The organism is Sulfurimonas sp. HSL-1716, from assembly GCF_039645975.1.
Classification (GTDB): Bacteria; Campylobacterota; Campylobacteria; order Campylobacterales; family Sulfurimonadaceae; genus Hydrocurvibacter; species Hydrocurvibacter sulfurireducens.
In genome coordinates this window covers 632,538-645,902 of sequence record NZ_CP147918.1, presented here as the reverse complement: position 1 = coordinate 645,902, position 13,365 = coordinate 632,538, and the positions used below count along the sequence as shown (strand labels likewise).

Genomic DNA, 13,365 nt, shown 5'->3' with positions numbered 1-13,365 from the left:
ATATGAAATATATCCTGGCTCTTTGTTTTTTATCGATCTGGCTGAACGCTTCTACCAACGACTATGAATTGGTTATAAACAAAAGGTTCAACAGCAGCCTGTACGATGTCGTTGAGGATAATGACGATCAGATAAGCGCGGTTGGTTTTTTGGATGATCTTAAAAGTTCAAACGTATCTCATAAGACATATACGAATCCTTTTGATTATCTCTCAAGCATCAATACGGCATATGGAACGCAGATGCATATCGTAAGAGTCGACAACACCGCAAAGATCACTCTTGAAAAAAGTGCGAACCTCTCACGCTTCAACAAAGCCGTTTCTCTTATAAAAACAACGCAAAACGGTTATTTTATCGGCGGATATACCCTAAACGGCCAGCTTCTCGTCACAAAGCTCGATGCTTCGGGAAATCAGCTTTTTATAAAAGAGTTCGGCACGAAGAATTTTGACAAGATGAGTAGACTTATCGCTTTAAGAGACGGCGGAGTATTGGCCGTAGGCTCTTCAACGACGACGCGCGACGCATATGATCCTTTGTACAATACGGGGCTAGGTTTAAACGATATCTTCATCACCAGATTCTCAAGAAAAGGAGAAATACTTTGGAGCAAAAAATACGGAACGCAAAACGATGACAGAGGCATAGACGCCGCTGAAGGGTTTGACGGATCTATCGTCGTTTTGGGCAGCACCTCTTTTGATTCGACCGAAGATGTCGTACTGATGCGATTAAACGAGCAGGGAGACAAGATATGGTTTAAGACCTATGCTCTTGACAAACCTCTTAAGCCTTATGCATTAACCGCGCTGAAAGACGGTACTTTCTTAGCCTCCGTGGGTTCGATAGAAGAGAACAAGAAAGAGCAGATAAACCTTCTCAAATTTGATCTGCAAAAAAACATCTTGATGACAAATCCGATACATACCGCTTACGCTTCGGCTTTATATGACATTAAACAGGCTTCCAACGGTTCGATCATAGGAGTGGGAGAGGTCCGCGACTTTGATAATTCCGATACGGACGGGCTCGCTATGAAGTTCGATGCTTCGCTTAAACTCTCCTGGCAGGAGCATTTCGGCTATGACGGTTATGACGTTTTTCATCATGTAGCGATCCTAAGAAACGGTAAATATGCGGTAGTCGGAACAAAAACACTCGAGGGAAGCGAAATATCCAATATGTGGATACTCAAACTAAACAGTGACGGAACCGTCGCACAAAAATCTACATCCGCAAAATCTTTTTACGACCGTTTATGCCAAGTATTCAAAGAGGAGATCAAAGCCGGCAAAGTGATGATAAAAGAGGATCTAAGCATATCCCTTAATGACGAAAATCTCTACTTTAAAGCCGGACAATACAAACTCACGGAGGTTCAAAAAAACTTTCTAGACGCCTTTTGGAAAAAGCTTGATACCGCTATGACAAAATACAAAAGTGACATAAAGACTCTGGAAATAAACGGGCATACTTCGAGCGAATGGGCCAATGCGGACTTTTCAAAAGGATATCTGAACAACACGAACCTTTCATATCAAAGATCTTTTGGCGTTATAAGTTATATCTTTAACAAACAGGATCTGTCCACGAAAAAATGGCTGACCAAAATACTAAAACAGAGCGGTTACAGTTACTCTAAAAAAGTGCTCGACAAAAAGGGTAACGAAGATAAGAAAAGCTCGCGAAGAGTAACGTTTAAGATCTATCTAACGAACTAACGTGGCCCACAGCATACCGATATACTCATGCATGGCACTTTGCGAGTTCTCAAAAGAGCCTATATTCGGTTTACAAAAAAGTGACCTTACTTTCTGTTTTTTATAATCGGTGGGCGCAGGGATCGGCTTCATTCCTAAATCTTTAAACAGCTTCATCGCACGGGGCATATGAGCGGCAGACGTCACCAATATAAAAGGCTTGTCTTTTACTAAGGTCTTTGTAAAAAGCGCTTCCTCTTTTGTGTCATGAGGCAGAGGGTTGACGATGAGCATCTCTTTTTTCACCCCTAATGCAACTGCCAGATCAGCATTGGCTATGGCATTTGGGAGCGTTGTATCACCTTCGTATCCCGTAAAGATCAGTTTTGCATTCGGATATCTTTTTTGGATCAAAACACCTTCGAGAACTCTTTTCGTACCCGCTGCGCTGAGCATGCTTGAGAGAGGCTGGGTATAGTCGTCGTTGTTTCCGTTACCAAGTACATGTATATATGAGATATCAAGATCGGTAGACTCAAATTTCGTATAACGGTTCTCCAGATTTGTAACAAGCATATTTGAAAACGGAGGATAGGAAAAAAGAAATAGCAATAACAAAGACAAAGATATAAAAAATTTGGCTTTTTTATGGCTACATCGAGTTAAAAAATACAAACCGAGGGATAAAAAGAATAAAATCATACCAAAAGGTTCGACAAAAAAAGCAATAAATTTTTTAAGAAAAAAAAGGATTTCCAAAATAACTCTCCTATATTGCTAAAAACAAAAAGAGTGGTGTAGTTTCAAGGCGAGAAACCTGAAGACGCACACAAAGTGCGTCGAAGGTTGAGCAACGCAGAAAATGCGCCGCTATTTTAGTTTTTAGATGTGTCTACGATTTTGTTTGCAGATATCCAAGGCATCATAGCTCTTAGTTTCACACCTGTCTGCTCGATCAAAGATGCTCTTGCGTTTGCACGCTCTGCATTCATACGAGGATAACCTGCTTGGCCTTCAAGGATGAAATCTTTTGCAAATCTGCCGTCTTGGATCTCTTTTAGGATCTCTTTCATAGCAGCTTTACTCTCAGCATTGATAACACGTTTACCGGAGACATAATCACCGTACTCAGCAGTGTTACTGATAGAATATCTCATATCGGCGATCCCGCCTTGGAACATCAAATCAACAATAAGTTTAAGTTCGTGCAGACACTCAAAATATGCAAGTTCAGGAGCATAACCAGCTTCAGTCAATGTCTCAAAACCGGCTTGAACAAGTGACGCTGCTCCACCACAAAGAACCGCTTGCTCACCGAAAAGGTCAGTCTCAGTCTCATCTTTGAAAGTAGTTTCGATAATAGCTGTTCTACCGCCGCCGATAGCAGATGCATAAGAAAGAGCAAGCTCTTTTGTATTTCCGCTTGGGTTTTGACCTACAGCGATAAGGTCAGGGATACCGCCGCCGCGTACGAACTCTGAACGAACAGTGTGTCCCGGAGCTTTTGGAGCGATCATAGTGACATTGATGTCGGCTCTTGGATGAATTCTTCCGTAATGGATGTTAAAACCATGACCAAAAGCAATAGTTGCACCGTTTTTAAGGTTAGGTTCGATCTCGGTTTTATAGATATGAGCCTGAGTTTCATCAGGAAGCAGAATCATTACGACGTCAGCTGCAGCAGATGCTTCAGCTACAGTCATAACTTTAAAGTTTTTTGCTTCGGCTTTCGCCCAGCTCGCTCCGCCCTCTTTCAGACCGACGATCACTTCAACACCGCTGTCACGTAGGTTTTCTGCATGAGCGTGACCTTGAGAACCAAAACCGATCATTGCAACTTTTTTACTTTTGATTATGCTGATATCACAATCTTTATCATAGTAAACATTCAATGCCATCATTATTTCCTTACATATATAAATGAGCAAAGCCGTGCTTTACTCTTGAAATTTTGCGAATTATACTCCAATTAAGCAAAAATTTTCATTATACGGGAATTATTTAAGAATATTGTATTTATTACTAAGTATAATTCGACAAAAAAGGTAGAGGACACGATGAAAAAGTTCAATCTTTTTAACGAGATCATAGTCATATCGAAAAACGAACTCTTACAAGCTATCAACTCGGAAAAAACATTCGGTATCAATATTCACGGCAAAGCGGTCTTTACACCTTTTGACGCCGGTGAGATACTTATCTATGAAGGAACGCACGCCCCTGCACAAAACACAGCTATCGACATAGAAAGCGCTCTTGGAAAAGATCTGAGAATAGTGATAGATGATGACAGAGTTCTCATCAAAGCTTCTCCGGCATGGCAGGAGATCATCAGACTCAACGCATTAAGAGCGTCTTACGATGACACGACGGGTGACGGGATCTCCGAATTTTCCGATAAAGACCTCGAAGAGATAGGCTGGCATGCAACCGAGTTCAATATTTCTTACCGCGACCTCGTAGAGATTTTAGAAGAAAAATGCGACGGGACTTTGATCTGCATCGAACAGGATGAACCGTATCAGTTCAGCGGTCTTGGATTCGTATATGACAATAACAACGCATACGAGACGCTCTACAAATACTGCCAAGAAAAAATAAAGAAGATGATAGCAGAGGATGATGCCTTTGCCGAAGATGAGTTGACAGACGACGAGCTGGAAGCTGCCGAATATTTTAAGGTTCTTTAGTTCTTAAAAACCTCTCAAGTATTATCATGGCAGAGACGGAATCCACCCTTCCGTCTCTTTTATACCGCATCTGTCCCTTCATTATTTCTTCGGCTTCAAGAGATGAGTTGCTTTCGTCCTGATAAAAAATTTCACCCTTAAAATCAACAAGATTCATAAAATGAGCCACACGGCGGCGCATCTCATCTTCAGAACTTCCACCCATGGGAATACCTACCACTACGGCCTGCGCATCCCACTCTTTTAATATCTCTTTTACCTCATTTGCTGCTTGATAACGGTTTTTCCGCTCTACAGCATTAAGAGGCGTGATCATCTTTGCATCCGGAGAATAAGCAAGACCGATGCGTTTGAGACCGAGGTCGATAGCGATATACTTCACCTATTTTCCCAAACAGAAACTGCCAAACATCTTATCAAGCATCTCGTCGGTTTCATATGGTCTGGTGATCGAGCTCATAGCATTGATCGCTTCTGTAATATGAAACGAGAATATCTCCAGTTCCCCGTCAACAAGAGGTTCTTTTGCTTCTTCTATCGATCCGAGCGTCTTTTTGACGGCTTCTATCTGACGCAGGGAGATAAGCATCATCTCGTCTGAGATATTGTTTTTGTCCATTATCTTTTCAAGATTACCGACCAGCTGCTCTGCGCTCTCTTTTGAGTTTTGCTCTATATAATCGTATCTCTTAAGTTTAAAAAGATCGAACCTGCACGGCAGATCGGCTTTATTTACAATGACGATTATCTCTTTGGAATCTTTATATTTTTCCAGCCACTCGAGTATCACGTCATCTTCACCGTCACACTCTCTTGAATTATCAAAAAGAGCCACGACTATCTCGCTTTTCTCTATCGCTTCTATGGAGCGTTCTATACCGATACGTTCTATCTCGTCACTTGCATCGCGTATGCCTGCGGTGTCTATGATGCGGATCAGGTGCGTACCTATCTTTACCTGCTCCTCTATCGTATCGCGCGTCGTTCCCGCTATGTCGCTGACTATGGCGCGGTTATAGTTTAAGAGCATATTTAAAAGGGAACTTTTACCTACGTTCGGTTTACCGATGATAGAGACTTTAAAACCCTGCATCAATCCCTGTCTTGATTCGCTTGCACGGAGTGTTTTTGTCAAGCTTGTATGTAAAGCATCGAGCTTGGCGATTATCTGCTGTATCAGATCTTTAGGCAGATCCTCTTCGGCATAGTCGATACTGACCTCCGAATACGCAAGGATATGAAGCATCTCATCGCGGATCTCTTCTATATAGTTCTTTAGCGCACCCTTTATCTGGGCAGCCAAAATTTTCGCGGCATCTTCGCTTTTTGCCTCGATGAGCTTGGATATCGCTTCGGCTTCGCTCAGGTCTATCCTGCCGTTAAAAAAAGCACGCTTTGAGAACTCTCCCGGATCTGCGAGCCTCGCACCCGCATCAAGCGTAGCTTTAAGGATGAGCTGGGCGACTATCATCCCTCCATGACACTGTATCTCGACAATATCTTCTCCGGTAAAGCTTTGAGGAGCTTTGAAATATATGACGATCGTTTCGTCTATGAGTTCGTTTTTTTGGTTGTATAGGGGTGTAAGGGTCGCATGTCTGACTTTAAAACCGGACCTCTTTGAAAGTGTTTTTGCAATATCAAGCGCATCGGCGCCGCTGAGCCTTATGATAGCGATAGAACCTATCCCATGTGCCGTAGCGACAGCACTGATGGTATCGTTCATTTGGAACTCCTCTCATAAATCCTAGCATTATATAAATAGTTGGGCAGAGTGTTTTTTGTTCCACTCCGCGTTAGTTTTTTTTGCCTTAGCTGTGGCTAGGGCTTCAAAAAACTGCCTTGATTAAACCAAAAAAACATCTCTGTTTACCTATGCTTGGATTTTTGAGATGAGTTCTAATATCCGTTATAATCGTTGATAATGATAAATTTGAGTCCGTCGCGGGTCGAACGAATCGCTACATATTTATCAGGATAGGTACTGCGAAGCTGTTTTAGAGCTATCTGGACCAAAACGCCGTCAAGGATCTTCGTCTGCGCACGCCCTTCCCTCTCGACAGTTTCACAGACCCCGACAAGATAACGTGATACGGATTCTTCTTGATTTTTCAAAAATTCCGCTATCTCTAAACGAAGCTGCAGCTGGTATTTTGAGTTTATCCAGTTAAAGATCATATATGAAAGCGCTTTATATCTGTACCCTTCTTTACCGATCAACAGAGCCGAGTCTTCGCCCGTTATCTCGACCAACAGAGTAGACGGATCATAAGCCTTTACCTCTATAGCCTCTATATCGAAACAGATATCTTTAAAAAGGTTGTTTATCTCCTGTTTTACGACAGGTACGATCTCATCAATCAGATAGATCTCTTCTATGTTTCTTTCGTTCTCGCTGTCGGAAAAATAGTTTTTGTCCATATCATTGCTGTAGCTGTTTTTATACTCTTGGGCTGAAAGTTCTTCTTCATAATATTCATCGTCCTGACCGCTGACAAATGAAGTAGGGAGAATTGTATCGTTTAAAATGTTTTGTTTCGTGAAGTTTTTCTGTTTACCTTTGGATTGCTGTATCTCTTTTTTTTCTTCCGCGTGTTTTTGCTTTTCCGGTTTTGTATTTGAAGTCTCTTTTTTTGCTTTTAACTGAGGCTGTGGTTTTGCAAAATCGTTTTTGCAAGAGGCAACGATGATCGCCGTTTTTTTAAAGAATCCTAAAAATCCTGAACTCGGATGCTGCAATACCTCTACTTGCAGTTCCGTAACGGAGCAGCTAAAATGCATAGCTGCTTTTTCATAAGCATCCTGCAAAGTAGCCGATTCGATTTTAATCATCTTTTTTCTCCGGTTTCTTCTCTACAACTACCGCTTCTACCGTCGTAAACTGTTTATTTACCATATACTGCTGCGCTATCGAGAAGAGGTTGTTGACAAACCAGTAAAGAACCAGACCCGAAGGGAAGGTTACAAAGAAGAAAGTGAATATAACCGGCAGGAATTTAAACACTTTTTCTTGCATAGGGTCTGTAAAATTACTCGGCGTGATACGCTGTTGATAGAACATCGTTGCACCCATAAGGATCGGTAATATGAACAGGTGATCCATGCGTGAAAGGTCGTGCACCCAAAGGATCCAAGGAGCGCCTTGAAGTTCGGGAGCATTCAAAAATACGCGGTACATTGCGAAGAACACAGGAATCTGTAAGACCATCGGCAGACAACCGCCTAACGGATTGGCACCATGTTTCTTATAGAGCTCCATAACGGCTGCGTTGGTTCGCTGAGGGTCGCCTTTGTATTTTGCCTGAACCTCTTTGACCTTAGGAGCTATCTGCTTCATCTTCTGCATAGAGACCATGCCTTTGTATGTAAGCGGATACAAGACCAGACGGACCAGTGCGGTAAGGCCTATGATAGCCCATCCCCAGTTGCCGAATATAGAATGTAGCCATGAAAGAACCACGAACATCGGACGGGAAGCAAACGTGAACCAACCGTACTCTATCGCATTTACCAAGACAGGATCGATCGCTTTTAGCGTCCTGTATGTCTTTGGTCCGATGTATCCTTTAAAGACGATCTCTTTTGATGCGTCTATATAAACGCGCGGATCCTCTTTTGCATCGCTGTCGGCCAAGATATTGAGGTTTTTGTCAAATCCGTAGATGACGTTTGCAAAATACTGATCGAACGCCGAAATAAGATGAACATCCGTAAACGTAGAGCGGCCTTTGACGTCGCCGTCTTTGAGTATCGTCGTTTTCCCTTCACCGTAGTAGACCATCGCCCCGGCGACCGTCATCATCTTTTTCTCGACACGCGGACGCTGACCTAAGTCTATATAATAACGCGCATCTTTGGATAAAGAGATTTTAGCGTCATAATGACCGTCTTTATAGAACGTAAAGGTCTTTGTTACGGTCAACTCGGAAAGCTTTTGAGTCAAAACGACGGTCTCAGGTTTGTCTGCAAGTACGATCTCCGAGCGGTCGCTGCTGTACGGAGTCTTTACGGCCTCTTGGTTCAGTGCGTCGTCGGCAAATCTTATGAGAAGCGGTTTTACACTGCTTGAATCGACAAGTTCGGCATGCTGCCCTTCGCTCTTGTCGTATTTCTTTTGTAAAAGCAGATCCGAAGAGATACGCCCCAACGTATCTATCTTAAGAACAAAGTTCTCTGATTTGATAGTTATCAGATCGCCTTTATTTCCTGTTTTTAAACTATTGTCAAGCTTAACCGATTCATCGGCAATGACAGCTTTTTTCTCTTTGACGGCAACCTCTTTGCTGCTGCTTGGCTGCATGGTCGCATTACTCTCCGGCTTCGCGGACTTCGGCGGAAATATTGTAGTATACCCTATAAAAAACACAAACGATAGCACGACGGCCACTAATAATCTCTGATTTGATGTCAATTTGTCAAACACATCTACCCTTTAAAAGCAAAATTTTTAATTATATAAAACTGGTTTTTTTTATTTGGAACCAACCAATATTTTATAGTATCAACACTCAGTTTTTTGGGCTTTAAAGAGAGTTTATTCAACACTGGATAATCTATCCCGCCTTCAAAAAGCTGATTGCATCTGAGTATTCTAGTCAAAGTGTGGTAAAAAGCACTTGAAATTTTATTATTTTCAAACTCCCATTTGGCATATTCGCTGCAAGTTGGGTAATATCTACAACTTCCGTATCCGATTAACGTGAAAAATCTTTGATAAATGCGTAAAAAAGATAAAAGGAGTTTTCTAATCATTGCCCAGAGCACCAACTTTTGTCAATACTTTTTTAAAATCGTTTTTGAGCGAAAGGTATGATGTTTCTTTTAAAGCTGTTTTGGCGACAAAAACATATGTTCCGTCATTTAAAAAGGAGGAGTATTCGCTAAAGAGAGCTCTAAATCTTCTTTTAGAACGATTTCGGATAACCGCATTGCCGACTTTTTTGCTGGCGGTAAAACCTACTTTCTTCGCTCCATTAGCATTGAGATAAAAAAGAACGACACTGCTTGAGTGCGCATTTTTACCTTTATTGTAGATATATTGAAACTCTTTATGCTGTTTCAATAATGAAAAATGACTTAAACAGTCAATGATTTACGACCTTTAGCGCGACGAGCATTGATTATTTTACGGCCGTTTTTTGTAGCCATACGAGTTCTAAAGCCATGAGTACGCTTGCGTGGTGTACTATGCGGTTGGTATGTTCTTTTCATGCCAGATCCTCTGTTAAAATTTAAGTCCGCAATGGTACAAAAATATTACTTAAATATCGGTTAAGCTTCACAAAAGAGGGAATCTGCCGATATATCAAAAGAATATTTGTATACAGGACTTTTTATGAACAACTCTTTTGCATTGGACGCGTACAGATCGCATGATCTGAACATTATGATGAGAACATCCAGCGGCGATGTTATAAAAATGGATTTTTCAAATGAACAAAACCTCTCCATGAACCATAAAGAGGGTCAAAACGGAACAAAAGACTCGCTCTCGTTTTCATCCATGCAGTCATTTCAGTTCTCTATCCAGGGCAACGGTCTGAACGAGCAGGATAAAAAAGAGATCCAAAATCTAATGAAGATAGCGCAGCCCTATATAGACAAATACATGAAAGAACTGGACAGCGGCGAACAAAAATCGCCTATTAGTAAAATAGCCAAGCAGATATCGGATATTTTTTTACCGGTGAGCACAAAAGATCAAGATACGAAGAATTATGCCAAAAACGGTATCGTAGATATGTTCGACAAAGCGGCAAAAAGTGTCAAAGACATCAACAAAGTGTTCGATGAAGCTCAAAAACTGCTGAAAAAAACTCTAAGCGATTTCGACAAAACAGTCAAAGCTTTATATGCTTAATTGAGCAGGAAATCTTTCAACGGCTGTTTTACCGACTGCTGCGGAGGCGCGGAAAACAGCTCTTTTTTTAATTTCATATGACAGTCTCTGCACCCGCGTATCACTTTATGTTCGACAACATTGGCTTCTTCTATCTTTTTTATACTGTGGCAAGCAAAACAGTCACTTCCGCAATCCGCCATCTTGTCGGGGTTTGCAGAATGGCATTTTATGCAGGTAAGCATCGGCTTATGACGTGTATCCTGATGAATAGTAGGAAGCAGTTTCGGATGGCAGCTGAGACAATCACCCGTGCATGCCATCAAAGAGATATAAACTGCCGCAAGTATAGATATTATTTTCATGCAGAAATTATAACCCTTTTTTGATTTACGATACCCTGACGTCTATCTCATCGCCTTTCACGTCAAATACGACATTTGAGCCCTCGACGACTTCGCCGCCGAGTATCAGATCCGCCAGCCTGTCCTCTACTATCTCGTACAATGCGCGTTTTAACGGTCTTGCACCGTAAACCGGGTCGAATCCGGCTTCGGATATATACGTTTTTGCATTTTCGGTCAGACTGATCGTTATATCTCTCTCTTGTACTTTTGCGACTATTTCGTTGAAGAAAAGATCAACTATACCCTTGATCTGCTCGCTTCCAAGAGGGTTAAATATGATTATGTCGTCAAGCCTGTTTAAAAACTCCGGTTTAAACGCTGTTTTCAGATCGCCCATCACCGCATCTTGCATCTTCTCATAATCGCTGTTGAGACTCATGATCTTATCGCTTGCAATATTGCTCGTCATGATGATTATCGTATTGGTAAAATCGACCGTAACACCTTTGTTATCCGTTAAACGTCCGTCATCAAGCACCTGAAGCAGGATATTAAACACATCGGGATGCGCTTTTTCCACTTCATCCAAAAGCACGACGCTGTACGGTTTGCGGCGTACCGCTTCTGTGAGCTGACCTCCTTCATCATACCCGACATATCCCGGAGGCGCTCCTACCAGACGTGAAACGGCATGTTTTTCCATGTATTCGCTCATATCTATGCGCACCATCGCCTCTTCGGTGTCAAAGAGGAATTTGGCAAGCGTCTTGGCCGTCTGCGTCTTTCCGACTCCCGTAGGTCCGAGGAAAAGGAAACTGCCTATCGGTCTGTTCTTATCGCTAAGTCCGGCTTTGTTTCTTTTTATAGCCCGGGCCACGGCATGCGTCGCACGTTCCTGACCGATGACCGATAGATTAAGCTCCTCTTCAACATGCAAGATCTTCTCTTTTTCGCTTTGAAGCATCTTGTTGACAGGGATACCCGTCCATCTGCTGATGATAGAAGCTATCGCGTCTTCGTCGACGCTGTTTTTAAGGAGCGTTCCCTCACGCTGCATCTCTTTCCATTTCTCTTGAAGCGATTTCTCCTCTTCCAGAAGTTTTGGGACCACACCGTATTCTATTTCGGCGGCTTTATTGTAATCACCGCTGTTTTTTGCCGTCTCGGCTTCGCGTTTTTTCGCTTCGACATCGGACTTGATAACCGCGATGCGTTCGAATATCTCTTTTTCATGATTGAACTGGGACTCTAAAGAGCGCTTTTCCTCTTCCGTATCGGCAAGCTCTTTATCTATCTCTTCGATACGTTTTGTATTTGCTGCTGATTCCTCCATTTTAAGCGCTTCTTTTTCTACATGCAGCTCTTGGATCTTACGCTTTATGGAAGCCAGCGCGTTGGGTTCACTTTCTATCTGCATCTTCAGCTCTGCGGCGGCTTCGTCGATAAGGTCTATCGCTTTATCCGGCAGGAATCTGTCCGTTATATAGCGCTCACTCAGTTTTGCCGCTGCCACAAGTGCAGAATCGGTAATGGTTACATTATGATGCGCTTCAAGGTTCTCTTTTATTCCGCGAAGGATCTGCAGCGCCTGATTTACATTGGGTTCATCCACTCTCACAGGCTGAAAACGTCGTTGCAGCGCCGCATCCTTTTCAAAATATTTTCTGTACTCTTTTAAAGTGGTGGCGCCGATGGTACGCAGTTCGCCGCGCGCAAGTGCCGGTTTTAGGATGTTTGCCGCATCCATACTGCCTTCGCTTGCACCTGCTCCGATGATCGTATGTATCTCATCTATGAAAAGAATGATGTTGGCACTCTGCTTTACCTCCTCTATGACTGCCTTGAGTCTGTCTTCGAACTCTCCGCGGTATTTTGCTCCCGCGATCAAAGCGCTCATATCAAGCGCTATGACACGTTTGTTTTGAAGAGAAAGAGGTACCTCTTTGTTATAAATACGCTGAGCAAGACCTTCGACAAGAGCAGTCTTTCCGACGCCGGGTTCGCCTAAAAGGATCGGATTGTTCTTCGTCTTGCGGATCAGAATCTGCATCGCGCGGTTGATCTCCTCATCACGCCCGATCACCGGAGAGAGTTTTCCCTCCGCTGCTTCTTTTGTAAGATCGATGCCGTATTTTGACAATGCTTCAAGATTCTCGTCCGCCGTTTGGGATTCTATCTTCTGTCCCGCACGAAACGATTCAAGCGTTTTTGTCAGATCCACTGTATCTACATATTTGGTTATGATCTCTTTAAACGGAGATTCGTTCAGATTCGCGATGATATAGCTGTCTACCGCCAAGAACGAATCGCCGTTTTTGGTCATCTCTCCCGCACCGCGCTGAAGAGAATCTACAAATTTTTTAGAAAGCTTTATATTTTCTTTGTTTACCGACGACGACGTCGGGAACTTACCCGCTATACTTTTTATGTCCAGTTCTATCGCCGTTTTATCGACATTCATTTTATTCAACGCCTGATTTAAAACAGAGTTCGTATTCGTCAGCTGCGCCCATAAGAAGTGTGTCGGGTCAACCTCCATGTTTTTATTGTGTAAAGCCAACGATATCGATGATTCAATGGCCTGTGTCATATTATGTGTTAGTTTTTCAAAAATATTATTCATTTGTCTACCTTTGCTTTAAAGATAAAAAATTATATCTAATTGAGTCTATCGTTGTCAAGTTATTTTAGTCTATTTTCATAATAGAAAAGTAACTTTTTCGGGCTGTACCGAAATTTATTGTTATGTAAATGAGTTTTAAGTATAATATCCAATCTTAAAATTC

Annotated in this window: 14 protein-coding genes; 3 read left to right on the top strand and 11 right to left on the bottom strand. The window is 42.3% G+C overall.

Going from position 1 to position 13,365, the window contains the following annotated elements:
* Window positions 1–2: 2 nt before the first annotated feature.
* Entirely contained in the window at window positions 3–1,724 is a 1,722-nt protein-coding gene (locus WCY03_RS03405) for a hypothetical protein (RefSeq protein WP_345993590.1), read from the top strand.
* Here the strand turns inward: WCY03_RS03405 and WCY03_RS03400 are convergent.
* Both WCY03_RS03400 and ilvC read right to left on the bottom strand, forming a co-directional pair.
* Window positions 1,713–2,279: an ElyC/SanA/YdcF family protein gene (locus WCY03_RS03400; RefSeq protein WP_345993589.1), complete on the bottom strand. Its 567-nt coding sequence runs from the start codon at window positions 2,277–2,279 to the stop codon at window positions 1,713–1,715. The two genes, WCY03_RS03405 and WCY03_RS03400, sit on opposite strands and share 12 nt — an antisense overlap.
* A gap of 299 nt (window positions 2,280–2,578) precedes the next feature.
* Window positions 2,579–3,601, bottom strand: coding sequence for a ketol-acid reductoisomerase (ilvC, locus tag WCY03_RS03395; protein WP_345993588.1), 1,023 nt, complete (start codon window positions 3,599–3,601; stop codon window positions 2,579–2,581).
* Between the two features lie 159 nt (window positions 3,602–3,760).
* On the opposite strand from ilvC, the gene WCY03_RS03390 reads away from it, so the two are divergent.
* A complete protein-coding gene (locus WCY03_RS03390; protein WP_345993587.1) occupies window positions 3,761–4,393 on the top strand; it encodes a hypothetical protein in 633 nt (210 codons plus the stop codon).
* On the opposite strand, the gene ruvX is transcribed toward WCY03_RS03390, so the two are convergent.
* The 7 genes from ruvX to rpmH all read right to left on the bottom strand — a co-directional run bounded on the left by ruvX (window position 4,380) and on the right by rpmH (window position 9,604).
* Window positions 4,380–4,775 carry a Holliday junction resolvase RuvX gene (ruvX, locus tag WCY03_RS03385; RefSeq protein WP_345993586.1) on the bottom strand — a complete coding sequence of 132 codons (396 nt, stop codon included), beginning with the start codon at window positions 4,773–4,775 and terminating at the stop codon, window positions 4,380–4,382. The genes WCY03_RS03390 and ruvX overlap by 14 nt on opposite strands.
* Window positions 4,776–6,119 (bottom strand): tRNA uridine-5-carboxymethylaminomethyl(34) synthesis GTPase MnmE, encoded by a 1,344-nt coding sequence (mnmE, locus tag WCY03_RS03380; protein ID WP_345993585.1) that lies wholly within the window; start codon window positions 6,117–6,119, stop codon window positions 4,776–4,778.
* Between the two features lie 173 nt (window positions 6,120–6,292).
* Window positions 6,293–7,225: a Jag N-terminal domain-containing protein gene (locus WCY03_RS03375; RefSeq protein WP_345993584.1), complete on the bottom strand. Its 933-nt coding sequence runs from the start codon at window positions 7,223–7,225 to the stop codon at window positions 6,293–6,295.
* Window positions 7,218–8,816, bottom strand: a complete 1,599-nt coding sequence (gene yidC, locus WCY03_RS03370) for a membrane protein insertase YidC (protein ID WP_345993583.1) — start codon at window positions 8,814–8,816, stop codon at window positions 7,218–7,220. The genes WCY03_RS03375 and yidC overlap by 8 nt, the downstream gene beginning before the upstream one ends.
* Before the next feature lie 2 nt (window positions 8,817–8,818).
* Window positions 8,819–9,145 (bottom strand): membrane protein insertion efficiency factor YidD, encoded by a 327-nt coding sequence (yidD, locus tag WCY03_RS03365; RefSeq protein WP_345993582.1) that lies wholly within the window; start codon window positions 9,143–9,145, stop codon window positions 8,819–8,821.
* Window positions 9,138–9,455 carry a ribonuclease P protein component gene (gene rnpA, locus WCY03_RS03360; RefSeq protein WP_345993581.1) on the bottom strand — a complete coding sequence of 106 codons (318 nt, stop codon included), beginning with the start codon at window positions 9,453–9,455 and terminating at the stop codon, window positions 9,138–9,140. Before rnpA ends, yidD begins: the two co-directional genes overlap by 8 nt.
* Before the next feature lie 14 nt (window positions 9,456–9,469).
* A complete protein-coding gene (rpmH, locus tag WCY03_RS03355; protein WP_345980577.1) occupies window positions 9,470–9,604 on the bottom strand; it encodes a 50S ribosomal protein L34 in 135 nt (44 codons plus the stop codon).
* Window positions 9,605–9,728: 124 nt separating this feature from the next.
* Here rpmH and WCY03_RS03350 point away from each other — a divergent pair, with 124 nt between their 5' ends.
* Entirely contained in the window at window positions 9,729–10,253 is a 525-nt protein-coding gene (locus tag WCY03_RS03350; protein ID WP_345993580.1) for a hypothetical protein, read from the top strand.
* Here WCY03_RS03350 and WCY03_RS03345 read toward each other — a convergent pair.
* Together WCY03_RS03345 and WCY03_RS03340 are read right to left on the bottom strand one after the other, a co-directional pair.
* Window positions 10,250–10,597 (bottom strand): hypothetical protein, encoded by a 348-nt coding sequence (locus WCY03_RS03345; RefSeq protein ID WP_345993579.1) that lies wholly within the window; start codon window positions 10,595–10,597, stop codon window positions 10,250–10,252. The two genes, WCY03_RS03350 and WCY03_RS03345, sit on opposite strands and share 4 nt — an antisense overlap.
* A gap of 25 nt (window positions 10,598–10,622) precedes the next feature.
* Window positions 10,623–13,202, bottom strand: coding sequence for an AAA family ATPase (locus WCY03_RS03340; protein WP_345993578.1), 2,580 nt, complete (start codon window positions 13,200–13,202; stop codon window positions 10,623–10,625).
* Window positions 13,203–13,365: the final 163 nt, after the last annotated feature.